The organism is Aeromonas sp. S11(2024), assembly GCF_041402345.1.
GTDB classification, from domain to species: domain Bacteria; phylum Pseudomonadota; class Gammaproteobacteria; order Enterobacterales; family Aeromonadaceae; genus Aeromonas; species Aeromonas veronii.
Genome location: NZ_JBGLRC010000018.1, coordinates 31,574 through 48,691 on the forward strand (window position 1 = coordinate 31,574; position 17,118 = coordinate 48,691).

The following is a 17,118-nucleotide window of genomic DNA, read 5'->3' on the forward strand; positions in this document are numbered from 1 at the left end:
GCTTTCGTTCCACAACAACGCCCGTTTAACCTACGCACTTTTGATGGTGCGCCCGACAGGATTCGAACCTGTGACCTCTGCCTCCGGAGGGCAGCGCTCTATCCAGCTGAGCTACGGGCGCTACGCTGTCGAACGGGGCGCATTATTAATGATGGTTGCTGGTTTGTCTACACTTTTCTGTCACCGAAACACTGTTCGTTGTTTTTTCAAGCACATTGCGCACTTTTCTTCCACTATTCCCCTGCTGCCAGCCGAAAAGGGGCAGATCGCAGTCGCAAATCGCCTTGCTGCCTTGACTTGATTTGATGCCCATCTAGAATGAATGAACGTTCATTCAATCGAAAGTCACACTGATGATTCTGGATAAAAAAGAGAGCATCTTCAACGCGGCCCATGAGGTGCTGGGTGAACGGGGTTTTCATGGTCTGTCGATTGCAGAAGTCGCCAAGAAGGCCAATGTTGCCACCGGCACCATCTATCGCTACTTCGGCGACAAGGATGATCTGATCCGGCAACTGCACCAGCACACTATCTTGCAGTGTGTGCCCATGGTCATGGCCGATGTAGCAATCGATAAAGTTTCATTTCAACAATTTCGCCAATTATGGCTCAATATTCATGCCATTTTTGTTAACGAACCCAACGCTATCCGGTGCAAATTGCAGTACGAGAGCTCTCCGCTAGGGGCAGAATTGGAGACCAATCCTGCCATTCTGGCTGCCTGGGAGCCTCTGGACCGATTTTTTGAACAGGGCGTTGAACAAGGATTGTTTATTGATTTACCGATACGGGCACTCCAGGTGTTGAGTCTGGACAGTGTCATGCATCTGGCCCTGCAGTGCAGGGTTCACAACATCACGCTGACCGAATCGCAGTTGGAAACCGCGATCCGGGCCAGCTGGAATGCCATTTTATCCCCCAATCTTTCCACCTCAGGAGCCTGTTCATGAAAAAGTGGATGGCCATTATGTTGCTGATAGCGATCGCCTTGTTTGGCAGCGTCATCGGCTTCAATTTGTTCAAACAGAAGATGATTGCCCAATACATGGCCAACCGGCCGGAACCCGAGTTCCCCGTCACCGCCATGGTGACCAAGGCACAGGATTGGGTACCGACCATCGAAGCGATCGGCTTCATCGAGCCGAATCAGGGGGTGACCCTCTCCACCGAACTGGCAGGCACTATTGATGCCATCACCTTCGAGTCGGGCAAACCGGTCAAGGCTGACCAGCTGCTGCTGAGCCTGGACTCCACCGTGGAGCGGGCCAATCTGCGCGCCTCCCAGGCCAAGCTGCCGGCGGCAAAAGCCAAGTTCGATCGTTTCCAGAACCTCTACAAGACCAGCTCCATCTCCAAAGAGCAGCTGGATGAAGCCGAAGCGGCCTATCGCTCGCTGGAAGCAGATATCGAGAGTCTGAAGGCGACCATTGCCCGTCGTGAAGTCCGTGCGCCCTTTAGCGGCGTGGTCGGCCTGCGCAATGTGTTCCTCGGTCAGTATCTGCAGCCGGGCACAGATATCGTGCGCCTGGAAGATACCAGCGTGATGCGCCTGCGCTTCACCGTGCCCCAGACCGATATCTCCAAAATCAAGCTGGGCCAGACCATCAAGATCAATGTGGATGCCTATCCGCAAACCCAGTTTGATGGTCACATCACCGCCATCGAACCTGCGGTCAACTTCCAGAGCGGCCTGATCCAGGTACAGGCAGACATTCCGAACAACGACGGTCAGCTCCGTTCCGGTATGTTCGCCCGCGCCAGCATCATTCTGCCGACGGTGAAAGATCAGATCGTGATCCCGCAGAGCGCTATCTCCTTCACCCTTTACGGTCAGAACGTCTACGTGCTCAAAGAGGGCGAAGAGACCGACAAAGAGGGTAACAAGGTGAAAGTGCTGCGAGCCAAGCAGGTTGTGGTCAAGGCCGGTGAGCGCCGTGGCAACGATGTGCATGTGCTCTCCGGCATCCAGGCCGGTGACCAGATCGTACTGTCGGGTCAGGTTCGCCTGAGCAACGACACCAAGGTGCATGTGGTCGAGAACGACGCCCTGGCCGTTCCGGCACAAACCCCGATGCTGTAAGCGCGGAGATCTGCGATGCGATTTACTGACATATTTATAAAACGGCCTGTGCTGGCGATCTCGCTCAGCTTCCTGATCGCCTTGCTGGGCTTTCAGGCCATCTTCAAGATGCAGGTACGGGAATACCCCGAGGTGACCAACACGGTGATCACCGTCAGCACTGGCTACTATGGCGCCAGTTCTGATCTGATCCAGGGGTTCATCACCCAGCCGCTGGAACAGGCGGTCGCGCAAGCCGACAACATCGACTTCATGACCTCCTCCAGCCAGCTGGGCAGCTCCACCATCACTGCGTACATGAAGCTCAACACCGACCCCAACGCCGCGCTGTCCGACATCCTGGCGAAGGTGAACTCGGTGCGATCCCAGTTGCCGAAAGAGGCGGAAGACCCGTCGGTCACCTCCTCCACCGGTTCAACCACGGCGGTGCTCTACCTCGGCTTTACCAGCCCGGAGCTCAACTCCAGCCAGATCACCGACTATCTGGAGCGGGTTATCAAGCCGCAGCTCTTTACCGTGGGCGGGGTCTCCAAGGTTGACCTCTACGGCGGTGTCGAGTTTGCCCTGCGGGTATGGCTGGATCCGGCCAAGATGGCGGCCTTCAACCTGACTGCCAGTGACGTGATGACGGTGCTCAACAGCAACAACTATCAGTCCGCGACAGGTCAGGCGACCGGTTACTTTACCCTGTTCAACGGCAACGCCGAGACCCAGGTCAAGGATGTCGACGAACTGAAGCGTCTGGTCGTTGCTACCCGTGACGGCAAGGTGATCCGCCTTTCCGACATTGCCAAGGTGACCCTCGAGAAGAGCCACGACATCTATCGCGCCAGCGCCAACGGACGCGAAGCCGTGGTCATGGCGGTCAACGCCGCGCCGACAGCCAACCCCATCAACATCGCCCACGATGTGCTGGCGTTGCTGCCGAGCCTTGAGCGCAACATGCCGAGCACCATGCGTCTCAACGTGATGTATGACTCCACCGTGGCGATCAACGAATCCATCCACGAGGTTATCAAGACCATCCTGGAGGCAGCCGCCATCGTTCTGGTGGTCATCACCCTGTTCCTCGGTTCGTTCCGCGCGGTCATCATCCCGATCATCACCATTCCGCTCAGTCTTATCGGCGTAGTGATGATGATGGATATGTTCGGCTTCTCGATAAACCTGATGACCCTGCTGGCGATGGTGCTGGCGATCGGTCTGGTGGTGGATGACGCCATCGTGGTGCTGGAGAACGTCGACCGTCATATCAAGGAGGGGGAAGAACCGTTCCGGGCTGCCATTATCGGTACCCGTGAAATTGCGGTACCGGTTATCGCCATGACGGTCACCCTGGCGGCGGTATACGCGCCTATCGCCCTGATGGGGGGCATCACCGGCTCTCTGTTCAAAGAGTTTGCCCTGACGCTGGCCGGTGCCGTGTTCGTCTCGGGCATCATCGCCCTGACTCTGTCACCGATGATGTGTTCCAAGATGCTCAAGGCCAACGAGCAACCGGGCAAGTTCGAGAGCACAGTCCACCACCTGCTGGAGCGGATGACCGATCGCTACGACAGCATGCTGCACGCCGTGATGAAAAAGCGCCCCGTCATCGTGGTGTTCGCCGTCATCGTCTTCGCCAGCCTGCCGCTGCTGTTCAAGTTCATCCCGAGCGAACTGGCACCGTCAGAGGACAAGGGGGTAATGGCCGTGCTGGGTACCGCACCGTCCAACGCCAACCTGGACTACATCGAAAACACCATGGCGGATGTGAACAAGATCCTGGACGACCAGCCCGAGATCGCCTTCTCCCAGGTCTTCTCCGGGGTGTTCAACGCCAACCAGGCGTTCGGTATCGCCTCCATGGTGCCCTGGAGCCAGCGTGAAGCGAGCCAGAAAGAGGTGCTGGATCGGGTCGCCAATCTGGTGAAAGACATCCCGGGTATGGCCATCACCACCTTCCAGTTCCCGGAACTGCCGGGTGCATCGAGTGGTCTGCCTATCCAGTTCGTCATCACCACCCCGAACAGCTTCGAAAGCCTGTTCCTGGTGGCCGGTGAAATTCTGGCAGCGGCGCAGAGTAACGGTCAGTTCGTCTATTCGGATCTCGATCTGAACTACGACTCCGCCACCATGAAGATCCGCATCGACAAGGACAAGGCGGGTGCCTACGGCATCACTATGCAGGATATAGGTATCACCATGGGCACCATGATGGCGGACGGTTACGTCAACCGTATCGACCTGGATGGCCGCTCCTACGAGGTGATCCCGCAGGTCGAGCGCAAGTACCGTCTCAATCCGGAGTCCATCAAGGGCTACTACGTGCGGGCCGCCGACGGCAAGTCGATCCCGCTCGGCAGCCTGATCAGCATTGAAGTGGTTGGCGAGCCCCGCGCCCTGCCCCACTTCAACCAGCTGAACTCTGCCACCATAGGCGCCGTTCCGGCTCCGGGTGTGGCCATGGGTGATGCGATCAACTGGTTCCAGACCACCGCTGACGAGAAGCTGCCGCAAGGCTATCGTTACGACTTCATGGGTGAAGCCCGTCAGTTTGTCACCGAAGGCAATGCGCTCTATGCCACCTTCGCGCTGGCACTGGCCATCATCTTCCTGGTGCTGGCAATCCAGTTCGAGTCGGTGCGTGACCCGCTGGTCATCATGGTCTCTGTACCGCTTGCCATCAGCGGGGCCTTGATTGCCCTGGCATGGGGGATGGCGACCATGAACATCTACTCCCAGGTGGGCCTCATCACCCTGGTGGGTCTGATTACCAAGCACGGTATCCTGATCTGTGAAGTAGCGAAGGAAGAGCAGCTGCTGCGCGGCATGAACCGAATGGAAGCCGTGATGCAGGCCGCCAAGGTGCGTCTGCGTCCGATCCTGATGACCACGGCCGCCATGATTGCCGGTCTGATCCCGCTGCTCTACGCCGCTGGCGCCGGTGCGGCACAGCGTTTCAGCATCGGTATCGTCATCGTGGCAGGTCTTGCCATCGGTACCCTGTTCACCCTGTTCGTGCTGCCGGTGATCTACACCTATCTGGCTTCCGAGCACAAACCCTTGCCGGTATTCGATGAAACCATTCCGCCCAAAGCAAACGGCGGACATTAATCATCAATGACATGCAAAGGCCCCGTATCGGGGCCTTTTTTATGCTTCGCAGGAAAGACGACATAAGTGCATGAAGCAGTTAAACTAAAAAACACCACATCCAGACCGCAAGGACGCCATGTCAGGACTCTTCTCCAAGACCGCCAGGGCCGTAGGCCGCAACGGACTCTCATATCGCCTGCTCTCCTACATTCTGGTCTGCAGTACCGTATTGGCGATGATCATTACGGCGCTGCAACTCGCGTGGGATTACCGCAAGGATGTCGCCGTCATCGAAGACAGCATCGGCCAGATCGAGGCCTCGTTCCTGCAACCCATCGCAGCCAGCTTGTGGAACCTGGATGAAGAGCAGGTCAAAGTGCAAATTGAAGGGATCATGAACCTGCCCAACATGCAGTTCGTGATGGTCAAGGAGATGCTCGGCAACTCCGAAGTCCCGCTGCTGACCCAGGGGGTCGAGCGGGAAAGCTATGATATCTCCCGCGAATTCAACCTCACCTATCAGGGTGAAATCGTCGGCAAGCTGTTCGTTGCCGCCTCTCTCGAGCAGATCTACCAGCGCCTCATCGAAAAATCGGTGCTGATCATGGTCAGCCAGACCATCAAGACCCTGGTGGTCTCATTTTGCATCCTGATCATCATTTACTATCTGGTGGTCAGGCACATCAACCGCATCGCCAACTACGCCCAGAAGTTCAACCTCGATCGGCTCGACATGGCGCTGGAGCTGGAAGGCCGCCCGCAGCCACGCAAGAAACCTGATGAGCTGGATACCCTGGTCTCCACCCTCAACCAGATGCGTACCCGACTGCGTGACGAGCTGGTTGCCCGCCATCAGGCGGTCGAACAACTGCAAAAGGAACGGGACTTCTCCGCCACCCTGATCAACTCCGCCAACATGGTCATCTGCTGCATGGAACCGGATTTGACCATCGCCAGCATCAACCCGGCAGCCATACTGCTGACCGGCTACCACCAGCAGGAGCTGTTGCAGCACAACTGGCTGGATCTCTTTGTCAGCCCGGCGCAACGGGAAGAGCTGAACGATATTCTGGCGGCGGAAGGTTCACTGGCCGACAAAGAGGTCATCATGCATGACCAGCAGGCCCATGAGCTGGTACTGCAATGGACCTTCGTCCCCTTCTACGATGGCCCCAACCTCAAGTACCAGATCGGCTTCGGCTACGACATCACCCAACTGAAAAAGGTCGAGCGGGAGATTATCCAGCTCAACGAACAGCTGGAAGGCAAGGTGGTAGAGCGCACCCGCAGCCTGAGTGAAGCCAACAACCAGCTGGGCAAGGCGTACGACGACCTGAAACAGGCCCAGCAAACCCTGGTGGAGTCGGAGAAGATGGCCTCCCTCGGCTCGCTGGTGGCCGGGGTGGCACACGAGATCAACACTCCGATCGGCATCAGCGTGACCGCCTCCTCCTACCTGCAAGAGCGGGTCGCCGACTTCAAGTCCCATATCGACTCCAAGCAGCTGTCGCGCTCCTATCTCAACGAGTTCACCGTCAACCTCGACGAGTCGATGCAGCTGCTGCAGAGCAACCTGCGGCGCGCCTCCGAGCTGATTGCCAGCTTCAAACAGGTGGCTGTCGACCAGTCATCGGAAGCACGCTACAACTTCAGCCTCGCCGACAACCTCCATCAGGTGGTGGTATCGCTTGGCCACAAACTGAAGAAGAGCCAGTGCGAAGTGGATATCCAGTGCGATCCCAAGCTGTCTATCTTCTCCTTCCCGGGCAGTTTTACCCAGATCTACTCGAACCTGATCCTCAACTCCATCAACCACGGGTTCGACAACTGGGACAAACCGAAGAAGATCACCATCAAGGTGGAACAGCAGGGAGAGGAGCTGTTTATCGACTACTCGGACAACGGCCGCGGCATCCCGCCCGAAATCTTGCCGCGCATCTTCGATCCCTTCGTTACCTCCAAGCGGGGTCAGGGCGGCAGCGGTCTTGGCACCCACATCATCTACAACCTGGTGGTGCAACTGCTGAAAGGCCGTATCAGCTGTGCCAGCGAACCGGGCCAGGGCGCCCAGTTCCATATTCGCCTGCCGATCCAACATAACTGAGCGCTGGCTCTTGTGAGCCAGCCGCTTTATCCCCATCATGCTGTGATTGCATTCTTAATGAGCGGAGAACCTCGCAATGGCACAGCATTTTGACTATATCGCCATCGGCGGCGGCAGCGGCGGTATCGCCTCTGCCAACCGTGCTGCCATGTACGGTAAGAAAGTTGCCCTGATTGAAGCCAAAGAGTTGGGTGGAACCTGCGTCAACGTAGGCTGCGTACCGAAGAAGGCCATGTGGTATGCAGGCCAGATCGCCGATGCCCTGAAATATGGTGCCGACTACGGCTTTGACACCACCCTCAACCACTTCAACTGGGCCAAGCTGGTCGAGTCCCGCCAGGCCTACATCGGCCGCATTCACCAGTCCTATCAGAACGTGCTGGGCAAGAACCAGATCACCGTCATCAAGGGCTTCGCCCGCTTCGTCAGCAGCAACACCATCGAGGTTAATGGCGAGCACTACACGGCTGATCACATCCTGATCGCCACCGGTGGCCGCCCGGAAATTCCGGCGATCCCGGGTGCCGAGCTGGGTATCGACTCCGACGGTTTCTTTGACCTGCAAAGCCAACCCAAGCGGGTTGCCGTAGTGGGTGCGGGCTACATCGCAGTCGAGATCGCAGGGGTGATGCAGGCGCTCGGCTCCGAGACCCATCTGGTGGTGCGCAAGCACGCGCCGCTGCGCAACTTCGACCCCATGATCCACGAGACATTGGTCGAAATCATGGCGCAGGAAGGGCCCAAGCTGCACACCCACGCCATTCCCAAAGCCGTGCTCAAAAACGCTGACAACAGCCTGACCCTGCAACTGGAAGATGGTCGCCACCTCACCGTTGACTGCCTGATCTGGGCCATCGGCCGGATACCGGCTACCGACAACCTCAATCTGGCCGCCGCAGGCATCGCGCTGGACGAGAAGGGCTTTATCCCGACCGACAAGTTCCAGAACACTTCCGTCGCCAACATCTATGCGGTGGGTGACAACACGGGTCGCATCCAGCTCACCCCGGTGGCCGTCGCTGCGGGCCGTCGCCTCTCCGAACGGCTGTTCAACAACAAGCCGAACGAGCACCTCAACTACGATCTGGTGCCGACCGTGGTGTTCAGCCACCCGCCCATCGGCACCATAGGCCTGACCGAACCTGAAGCCATCGCCGAATACGGCGAGGACCAGGTGAAGGTCTACCGCAGCCAGTTTACCGCCATGTACTCGGCACTGACCCAGCATCGCCAGCCCACCCGGATGAAGCTGGTCTGTGTCGGCCCGGAAGAGAAGGTGGTCGGTCTGCATGGTATCGGCTTTGCGATGGACGAGATCCTGCAAGGCTTCGGCGTCGCCATGAAGATGGGCGCCACCAAGGCAGATTTCGACAACTGCGTGGCTATCCATCCGACCAGTGCTGAAGAGTTCGTGACAATGCGATAGGTACGTTTGAAGTTGGCCTGTCATTATCAGGCCAACTTCAACAAATGCGTTCCTACGCCTCATCCCACCAGCGCGGAAGAGTTCGTCACTATGCGTTAAGGGCAGATGAAGTTGGCCTGTCACGAGCAGCCTGCTTCTACAGCCATCTAACCCCTTCCCCCAAACCCGGCTCAGGCCGGGTTTTTGATCCCTCCTCGCCATTTCTCTCGCAAATCCGTCGTTCTTTACGCCGATTTTACGCCTGCCACATGGCGCTTTATGGCGCCTTTACGCCTGTTTTACATACCCTTTTCAGCGTCAATGACACCAACAGAGTCGATATGGTCTTACATCGGCTCTCGCAGCTAATTATCTCAATGGAGTCGATATGAATTGGCTATATCTGCTGCTCGTCCTCGCCTTGATGGCCTATCTGATGCGCGCACTCACGCGCAGTCACGAGTGAGGGACTACCTATATGCAGCAAGAAATTATCTACCCGGTGGCCAGCAAACTGCCGAGCCTCGTGAGCAATCCAATGCGTGCCCTGACGCACCGTGACCACGAGTGAGGAACTAGAACATGTGGCAAGAAATAATCTATCCGGTGGCCTTCGTGCTGCTGGTTCTGCTGCCGGCACCGCTGCTGGGCAACTACATCTACCGGGTATTTGAAGGCAAAATCCGCTGGTTGGCACCGGTCGAGCGCGCCACGCTGGCTTGCTGTGGCACCGATGGACGGGAGCAGGACTGGAAGTCCTACGCCCTCAGCCTGCTGGCCTTCAACGGCGCCGGTTTCGGTCTGCTGTTCCTGATCCTGATGGCGCAGGGGTTGCTGCCCCTCAACCCGCAGCAACTGCCGGGTCTGAGTTGGCAACTGGCATTCAACACCGCGGTCAGCTTTATGACCAACACCAACTGGCAAGCCTATTCCGGTGAGGCCAGCCTCTCCTACTTCAGCCAGATGGTGGGGCTGACCACCCAGAACTTTGTCTCCGCAGGGACGGGCGCAGCCGTCGCCATTGCCCTGTTCCGCGGAATCGCCCGCCAGCAGACCATCAACCTTGGCAACTTCTGGCAGGATCTGGTGCGTTTCTGCCTCTATGTGCTGCTGCCCATCGCACTGATCATGGCGCTGGTGCTGGTATGGCAAGGGGTGCCGCAAAGCCTCTCCGCCTATCTGCCGTTCCACGGTGTGGAAGGTCAGGAGCAGCTGCTGCCCCTCGGCCCGGCGGCCTCGCAGATCGCCATCAAGCAGCTTGGCTCCAACGGCGGCGGCTTCTTCGGCATCAACTCGGCACATCCGTTCGAGAACCCGACAGCCCTCTCCAACTGGCTGGAGATGGTCGCCCTGCTCACCATCGCCGCCGCCATGGTCTTTACTCTGGGCCGCTATGTGAAGGACATGGCCCACAGCCGCGCCATTCTCGGTGCTATGACCCTCATGCTGGTGCTGGGGCTCTTCATCTCCCTCTCCCAGGAGCTGAAACCGGATCCCGCCCTCGCCCAGCTCACCACTGACGCCAGCAACATGGCTGGCAACTGGGAAGGCAAGGAGAGCCGCTTCGGCCCTGTGCTCTCCAGCATCTGGGAAGTGGCGACCACCGCCGCCTCCAACGGTGCCGTCAATGCCATGCACGACAGCTTTACTCCGCTCGGTGGCATGGTGGGCATGATCAACATGCTGCTGGGCGAGGTTATCTTCGGCGGGGTCGGCTCCGGTATCTACGGCATGATGCTGTTCGTGCTGCTGACCGTGTTCCTGTGCGGCCTGATGGTGGGACGTACCCCGACCTATCTGGGCAAACGGCTCGGCATCACCGAGATGAAGTGGGTGGTTGCCAGCATGCTGGTCATGCCGGTGGGGGTTTTGGTGATCGGTGGTGTCACCCTGCTGATGCCGGATGCCAGCACCATCATCGGCCATGATGGCCCCCACGGTCTGTCACGCCTCATCTATGCCTACGCCTCGGCTGCCGGCAACAACGGCTCCGCCTTCGCCGGTTTTGCCGCCGGTGACAACTGGCAGTGCATCGCCATCGGTCTGGCCATGCTGCTCGGACGCTTCGGCTACATCATTCCGGTACTGGCCATCGCCGGTAAGCTGGCCCGCGCGCCCCGTCAGGAGACGAGCGAAGGGGACTTCCCCATCAGCGGCCCGCTGTTCGTTACCCTGCTGATCATCACCGTCCTGCTGATAGGTGGCCTCTCCTTCCTGCCGGTGCTGGCACTGGGCCCGGTGGCTGAACATCTGAGTCTGATCGGAGGTGCATTCTGATGAACCTGACCCTGTCGATCACTATCCGGATGCCAATGGCCAACTATCTGATGCTGGGAGCTTTCCAATGAGCAAGTCCACTGCAATGAGCACCGACACCATGTTGGTGAAGGGCAAAAAACAGAAATCACAGATCATCCAGGCAATGGTTGAGGCCCTTTATCGCTTCAATCCCAAGGCGCTGTTTGGCAGCCCCATCCTGTTTACCCTCTGGCTGGCCGCAGTCATGGCGACCGTGGAGTCCCTGCTGGGGCAGCCTCTCTCCGGCGTCGCCCCCTCGCTGGCCTGGCAGCTGACCGCCTGGCTCTGGCTGACCCTCTGGTTTGCCAACTTCGCGGAAACCCTGGCCGAGGGGCGCGGCAAGGCTCGCGCCGACAGCCTGAAGGCGGGCATGAGCCAGCTCAAGGCCCGTCGGGTGGCGAATGCCAAAGATGGTCAGGGCGAGTGGGTACCCGCCACCAGCCTGATGAAAGGGGACCTGGTGCTGGTACGCAGCGGCGAGATGATCCCTGCCGACGGTGAAGTAATCGCCGGCATCGCCTCGGTCAACGAAGCCGCCATCACCGGCGAATCCGCCCCCGTCATCCGCGAGTCGGGTACCGACCGCAGCGGCGTGACCGGCAACACGACGGTCGTCTCCGACGAGATCTGGGTACGCGTCAGCAACAATCCGGGCGAAAGTACGCTGGATCGGATGATCGCACTGGTGGAAGGGGCCAAGCGCCAGAAGACCCCCAACGAGATGGCACTCGACGCCCTGCTGGTGGGCCTGACCCTGATCTTCCTGTTGGTGGTCGCCACCCTGCCCTGGTTCCTCGACTACAACGGCACCCAGGTCCCGCGTCTCTACCTGATCGCTCTCTTTATCACTCTGATCCCGACCACCATCGGCGGCCTGCTCTCCGCCATCGGCATTGCCGGCATGGATCGACTGGTGAAGCTGAACGTCATCGCCAAGTCTGGCCGTGCCGTGGAAGCGGCTGGTGATGTGCGCACCCTGCTGCTGGACAAGACCGGCACCATCACCTTCGGTAACCGGATGGCGGATGAGCTGATCCCGGCCCCCGGCGTCGACCCTGCCCTGCTGGCACAAGCCGCCATGCTGGCCTCGCTGGGTGACAACACCCCGGAGGGCAAATCCATCCTGACTCTGGCCAGCAAGAGCATGGCCAAGCCGAGCCAGCTGGAGAGCGACAAGGTGATCCCCTTCAGCGCCGAGACCCGGCTGAGCGGGCTGGATCGCAACGGTCATCAATATCGCAAGGGTGCGGTGGATGCCGTGTTGAACTACCTCAGCCTCGACCGCAAGGCGGTACCTGAGCTGGTGCTCAAGTCAGTCGACAGCATCGCCCGTCAGGGTGGCACTCCGCTGCTGGTCTGCACTCAGGAGAAACTGCTGGGGGTGGTCTACCTCAAGGACATAATCAAGCCCGGTATCAAGGCTCGCTTCCAGATCCTGCGCCATATGGGGATCCGCACCGTGATGATCACCGGTGACAATCCGAAAACCGCCGCCGCCATCGCCGCCGAAGCCGGGGTGGATGACTTCATCGCCGAAGCGACGCCGGAGAAGAAGCTCGCCTATATCCGTCAGGAGCAGGCCGATGGTCGTCTGGTTGCCATGTGCGGCGACGGCGCCAACGATGCGCCCGCACTGGCGCAAGCTGATGTGGGGCTGGCCATGAACGAGGGTACCCAGGCCGCCAAGGAGGCGGGCAATCTGGTGGATCTCGACTCAAACCCCACCAAGCTGCTGGATGTGGTGCTGGTCGGCAAACAGCTGCTAGTGACCCGTGGCGCCCTGACCACCTTCTCCATCGCCAACGACGTGGCCAAGTACTTTGCCATCCTGCCAGCCCTGTTCATCGCCGCCTACCCGCAATTGGGGGTGCTGAACCTGATGCAGCTGGGCAGCCCGCAGAGCGCCATCCTGTCGGCCATCATCTTCAACGCCCTGATCATTGTGGCGCTGGTGCCGCTGGCACTGCGTGGTGTCGACCTGAAAGGCTCGGCCGCCAGCCTGCTGCGCCGCAACCTGTTGATCTACGGGGTCGGTGGTCTGCTGGTGCCGTTTATCGGCATCAAACTGATCGACCTGGTCATTACCGGCCTGGGTCTGGTGTAACGACATAATCGGGATGCGGGTCAGACCCGTATCCCCTGCCATCCATTTGGAGCAAGAGAATCATGATAGCAATCAGAACCCTGTTGACCCTGACCCTGCTGCTGGGCGTGGGTTATCCGCTGGCGGTGACCGGGCTGGCCCAACTGCTGTTCCCCTGGCAGGCCAACGGCAGCCAGCTGACCGACAGCAAACAGCAACTCATCGGTAGCGCCCTGCTGGGGCAGAAATTCGAGCGAGCTGACTACTTCCATCCCCGCCCCTCAGCCAGCGATTTCAACACCATAGGCGGCAGCGCCAGCAATCTGGGGATGAGTTCGCCACTGCGGGCAGAGTTTGCCGAACAGGCTGCCAAGGCTCAGCCGGGAACCAGCGCCCCCGCCATGCTGACCCGCTCCGCCTCCGGCCTCGATCCCCACCTGCCGCTGGATGCGGTGCTGGCTCAGGTCGACCGCGTCGCCAAAGAACGTGGACTGGATCCCGCCCAACTGACGGAGCAGGTCAAGTCGGCCACACAAGCTGGTATCCTTGGCCCGCAGGTGGTCAACATTCTCCAGCTGAATCTGCAACTGGATCATCAAAAGGGCGCCTGATGGTGCCCATTCCGGTTTGGTGATGACCTCGATTTTCGCAACGGGCGGTTGGCTCGATAGGGATAACAATGGCTGATGTAGCAAGCGCTGACGCCCTGCTGACAAGTCTGATGCAGGAGCATGGGGATGCGTGATGAGGTAAGGGCCGACGCCCTGCTGGCGAGCCTGGAACAGGAGCACAAGGGCAAGCTGAAGGTGTTTCTCGGGGCCGCTCCCGGCGTCGGCAAGACCTACGCCATGTTGCAGGCGGTGCGGGAACAGGCCAAAGAGGGGGTCGACATCCTGATCGGCGTGGTGGAGACCCACGGCCGTCAGGAGACGCTGGCTCTGCTCGACAAGCTCGCCATCATGCCGCGCAAAATCCACATGCACCGCCAGCAGCGACTGGAGGAGATGGATCTCGACGGCCTGCTCGCCCGCAAACCGGCCATCGCCGTGGTGGACGAGCTGGCCCACAGCAACGCCCCCGGCAGCCGCCACGAGAAGCGCTGGCAGGATGTGGAGGAGCTGCTCAACGCCGGGATCGACGTCTACACCACCCTCAACGTGCAGCATCTGGAGAGTCTCAACGATCTGGTGTGGCAGCTGACCGGGGTCAGGGTGAAAGAGACCCTGCCCGATCAGGTGCTGCTGGAAGCCGACAGTCTGGTGCTGATCGACCTGCCCCCCAAGGAGCTGCTCGGCCGCCTCAAGGAGGGCAAGGTCTATGTGCCCCATCAGGCCAAGGCGGCGCTGCAATCCTTCTTCTCCCTCAACAACCTCACCGCATTGCGGGAGCTGGCGATGCAGACTGCCGCCAGCCATGTGGAGGGCGATCTGCAACTGCAGTGGCAGGCAGCAGGCAAGAGCACCTTGCCGCTGCGGGGCAAGCTGATGGTTTGCCTCGGTGACCTGCACGGCTCGGCGCTGGTGCGCTACGGCCACCGCTTTGCCCAGCGCCGTCAGCTCCCGTGGCTGGTGGTGCATGTCGACAGCAATGGCCGCCGCTCGGCCGATGTGGAGCAGGCGCTGGCGCTCGCCTCCCACCTCGGTGCCAAGGTGCTGACCCTCTCCAGTCCGGCGGTCGCCAACACCCTGCTGGAGACCGCCGAACAGCAACAGGTCTCCCAGCTGCTGCTCGGCAAACCTCACAAGGCGCCATGGCGCCGCTCGCTGGTGCAGCACCTGCTCAAGCAGGCGCAGGGGCTCGAAATCACGCTGGTCGATACCGAGAAGCAGAAGCCCGAAGTGGGGATGCGCGTCCCGACCCCGAAGGATATACACCACAGCATGCTGGCAGTGGTGATCATGGGGATCACCTCAGCCGCCGCTTGGGGGCTCTCCTACTGGCTGCCACCAGCAGCGTTGCCGCTCATCTTCGTGCTGGGGGTGCTGGCGACTGCCCTCACCACCAGTCTGGTGCCCGCCACACTGGCGGCTGTGCTGGGTTTTATCGCCCACAATCTGCTCTTCACCGCCCCCTACTTTTCCCTGAGCGTCGCCAACCACAGCGACCTGCTCACCCTGTTTGTGCTGCTTATCGTCGGCATGACGGCGGGGCGCCTCGCCTCCCGCCAGCGGCAACAGCTGATCGGTCTGCGCGAGACCCAGCAGCTGGGCAATGCCCTGCTCTCCCTCAGTCAGGGGTTAGCCACCGCCAGCAGCCCGGAGGAGGTGCTGAGACAAGGTGCCCAGGCCATTTCACTGGCGCTAGGCCAGCCAACCGTGGTGATCGACAAGGAGTTCAACGACAGGCTCGGCAACGAGAAGCACAGGCCCGGCCAGACCGACAAGGCGGCTATCGACTGGTGTCTGGCCCAGAAGCAGAGCGCCGGGGCCCACACCGCCACCCTCAATGCCGCCGAGGCCCAGTATCACCACCTCAGCGATGATCTGGTGATCGGCATAACGCTGGCCAATCCGCTCTCCTCCTCCGCCGAGCATCAGCTGCAGGCGCTGCTCACCGACATTCGCGCCGCGCTGGCGCGGATCGACCTCAACGAGCGGCTGGCCGACAGCCAGTTGCAGGCAGAGACAGACCGGATGCGCGCGGCCCTGCTCTCCTCGGTCTCCCACGATTTGAAAACGCCGCTGGCCACCATCATGGGGGCTGGCAGCACCCTGCTGGAATATGGTGACCGGATCCCCGCCGAAGACCGCGACGAACTGCTCCACTCGGTGCAGGAGGAGGCGCGCCGCCTGCACAGCTATGTGCAGAATCTGCTGGATATGACCCGCATCGGCTCCCCCGACTTCCAGCTGAAACGGGACTGGGTCGATCTTGCGGATCTGGTGGAGAGCGCCCGCAAGCGGCTCGACTCCTCCTGGCGCCAGCACAAGCTGCTGGTCCATTTCGATCAGCATGTGCCCCAGCTCTATGTCCATGGCGCCCTGATCGAGCAGGTGCTGGTCAACATCCTCGACAACGCCTCCCGCTACTCGCCGGCAGGCACCCCCATAGAGTTCAAGGTGATGGTGGCCGAGCCCGACCTCATCATCGACATCATCGATATCGGGGTCGGTATCGCCGAGTCGGATCGGGAGAAGATCTTCAACCTCTTCTACACCCAGCCGGTTGGCGATTGCGGCAGCCGCGGCACCGGACTTGGCCTCGCCATTTCCCGCGCTATGATAGAGGCCCACGGCGGCAAGATTTGGGCCTTCTCCGGCCCCAATGGCAACGGCACCTGCATGCGTATCTCCCTGCCGCTCGCTCTCAATTCACCGGAGGTCTGATGGTTGACCGCCAGATCGGGTCACTCAGCCCCTCCCACCATTCGCCTCTGGAGGTTCGATGGCGCACATTCTGGTCATAGATGATGAAGCGGCGATCCGTCGCTTTCTGCGGATCAGCCTGATTGCCGAGGGGCATCAGGTGAGTGAGGCGGTGGGGGTCAATGAAGGGCTGGAGCAGTATCGCCACCTCAACCCCGATCTGGTGATCCTCGATCTCGGTCTGCCGGATGGCGATGGCATTCAGGTGTTGCAGGCCATTCGCGAACACCACCCCAATCCTGTGCTGGTGTTGTCGGCCCGTGATTCGGAGCAGGAGAAGGTGCGACTGCTGGATGCCGGTGCCAACGACTACATGAGCAAGCCGTTCGGCATCGGCGAGATGATGGCCCGCATCCGTGTGCTCTTGCGCCAGCGGGCTGGCGTCAGCAGCGGCGAGCGGCGCCACTTCCCCCAATGCGGCCTGACGCTTGATATCAGCAGCCACAAGGTGACCATGAAGGACGAGGAGATCCCTCTCTCCCGCAAAGAGTTCGCCCTGTTGCAGGCGCTGGTGTGCCACCCCGGCAAGCTGGTGATGCAGACCCAGCTGCTCAACGACATCTGGGGGCCGAGCCACAAGGAGGATACCCACTACCTGCGCATCGTCATCGCCAGCCTGCGCAAAAAGCTGGGGGATAACCCCCAGCAACCGACGCTTATCGAGACCGAATCCGGTATTGGCTACCGCTTTATCGGCAACTGATG

The 17,118-nt window shown here is 60.1% G+C and carries 10 protein-coding genes and 1 tRNA gene; 10 read left to right on the plus strand and 1 reads right to left on the minus strand.

What is annotated here, in order from left to right; all coding sequences use genetic code 11:
• Nucleotides 1-44 precede the first annotated feature (44 nt).
• Nucleotides 45-121 (minus strand) — tRNA-Arg (locus ACB040_RS14555).
• A gap of 232 nt (nt 122-353) precedes the next feature.
• Between ACB040_RS14555 and ACB040_RS14560 the strand changes: the two genes are divergently transcribed.
• The 10 genes from ACB040_RS14560 to ACB040_RS14605 all read left to right on the plus strand — a co-directional run bounded on the left by ACB040_RS14560 (nt 354) and on the right by ACB040_RS14605 (nt 17,116).
• Nucleotides 354-950, plus strand: a complete 597-nt coding sequence (locus tag ACB040_RS14560; RefSeq protein ID WP_252656587.1) for a TetR/AcrR family transcriptional regulator — start codon at nt 354-356, stop codon at nt 948-950.
• On the plus strand, nt 947-2,080 hold the full coding sequence (locus tag ACB040_RS14565; RefSeq protein ID WP_005339268.1) for an efflux RND transporter periplasmic adaptor subunit: 1,134 nt from the start codon (nt 947-949) through the stop codon (nt 2,078-2,080). The genes ACB040_RS14560 and ACB040_RS14565 overlap by 4 nt, the downstream gene beginning before the upstream one ends.
• A gap of 15 nt (nt 2,081-2,095) precedes the next feature.
• Entirely contained in the window at nt 2,096-5,176 is a 3,081-nt protein-coding gene (locus ACB040_RS14570; RefSeq protein ID WP_005355755.1) for a multidrug efflux RND transporter permease subunit, read from the plus strand.
• A gap of 118 nt (nt 5,177-5,294) precedes the next feature.
• Nucleotides 5,295-7,262 carry an ATP-binding protein gene (locus tag ACB040_RS14575; RefSeq protein WP_338773232.1) on the plus strand — a complete coding sequence of 656 codons (1,968 nt, stop codon included), beginning with the start codon at nt 5,295-5,297 and terminating at the stop codon, nt 7,260-7,262.
• 76 nt (nt 7,263-7,338) lie between these two features.
• Nucleotides 7,339-8,688: a glutathione-disulfide reductase gene (gene gorA / locus ACB040_RS14580; RefSeq protein WP_236272351.1), complete on the plus strand. Its 1,350-nt coding sequence runs from the start codon at nt 7,339-7,341 to the stop codon at nt 8,686-8,688.
• A gap of 561 nt (nt 8,689-9,249) precedes the next feature.
• Nucleotides 9,250-10,944, plus strand: a complete 1,695-nt coding sequence (kdpA, locus tag ACB040_RS14585) for a potassium-transporting ATPase subunit KdpA (protein WP_338773226.1) — start codon at nt 9,250-9,252, stop codon at nt 10,942-10,944.
• 67 nt (nt 10,945-11,011) lie between these two features.
• A complete protein-coding gene (kdpB, locus tag ACB040_RS14590) occupies nt 11,012-13,069 on the plus strand; it encodes a potassium-transporting ATPase subunit KdpB (RefSeq protein ID WP_371155368.1) in 2,058 nt (685 codons plus the stop codon).
• 62 nt (nt 13,070-13,131) lie between these two features.
• The gene (locus ACB040_RS14595; protein ID WP_371155366.1) at nt 13,132-13,659 is read left to right on the plus strand and encodes a potassium-transporting ATPase subunit C; all 528 of its coding nucleotides are present in this window, start codon (nt 13,132-13,134) and stop codon (nt 13,657-13,659) included.
• A 126-nt stretch (nt 13,660-13,785) separates the two neighbouring features.
• Nucleotides 13,786-16,374: a sensor histidine kinase KdpD gene (locus ACB040_RS14600; protein WP_043820734.1), complete on the plus strand. Its 2,589-nt coding sequence runs from the start codon at nt 13,786-13,788 to the stop codon at nt 16,372-16,374.
• Between the two features lie 58 nt (nt 16,375-16,432).
• Nucleotides 16,433-17,116, plus strand: a complete 684-nt coding sequence (locus ACB040_RS14605) for a response regulator (RefSeq protein WP_033138525.1) — start codon at nt 16,433-16,435, stop codon at nt 17,114-17,116.
• The last annotated feature ends 2 nt before the right edge of the window (nt 17,117-17,118 follow it).

Coding starts and splice junctions, on each gene's coding strand:
- kdpA (WP_338773226.1), top strand. CDS start 9,250: ATGTGGCAAGAAATAATCTATCCGGTGGCCTTCGTGCTGCTGGTTCTG.
- gorA (WP_236272351.1), top strand. CDS start 7,339: ATGGCACAGCATTTTGACTATATCGCCATCGGCGGCGGCAGCGGCGGT.
- ACB040_RS14600 (WP_043820734.1), top strand. CDS start 13,786: ATGCGTGATGAGGTAAGGGCCGACGCCCTGCTGGCGAGCCTGGAACAG.
- ACB040_RS14605 (WP_033138525.1), top strand. CDS start 16,433: ATGGCGCACATTCTGGTCATAGATGATGAAGCGGCGATCCGTCGCTTT.
- ACB040_RS14565 (WP_005339268.1), top strand. CDS start 947: ATGAAAAAGTGGATGGCCATTATGTTGCTGATAGCGATCGCCTTGTTT.
- ACB040_RS14595 (WP_371155366.1), top strand. CDS start 13,132: ATGATAGCAATCAGAACCCTGTTGACCCTGACCCTGCTGCTGGGCGTG.
- ACB040_RS14575 (WP_338773232.1), top strand. CDS start 5,295: ATGTCAGGACTCTTCTCCAAGACCGCCAGGGCCGTAGGCCGCAACGGA.
- ACB040_RS14560 (WP_252656587.1), top strand. CDS start 354: ATGATTCTGGATAAAAAAGAGAGCATCTTCAACGCGGCCCATGAGGTG.
- ACB040_RS14570 (WP_005355755.1), top strand. CDS start 2,096: ATGCGATTTACTGACATATTTATAAAACGGCCTGTGCTGGCGATCTCG.
- kdpB (WP_371155368.1), top strand. CDS start 11,012: ATGAGCAAGTCCACTGCAATGAGCACCGACACCATGTTGGTGAAGGGC.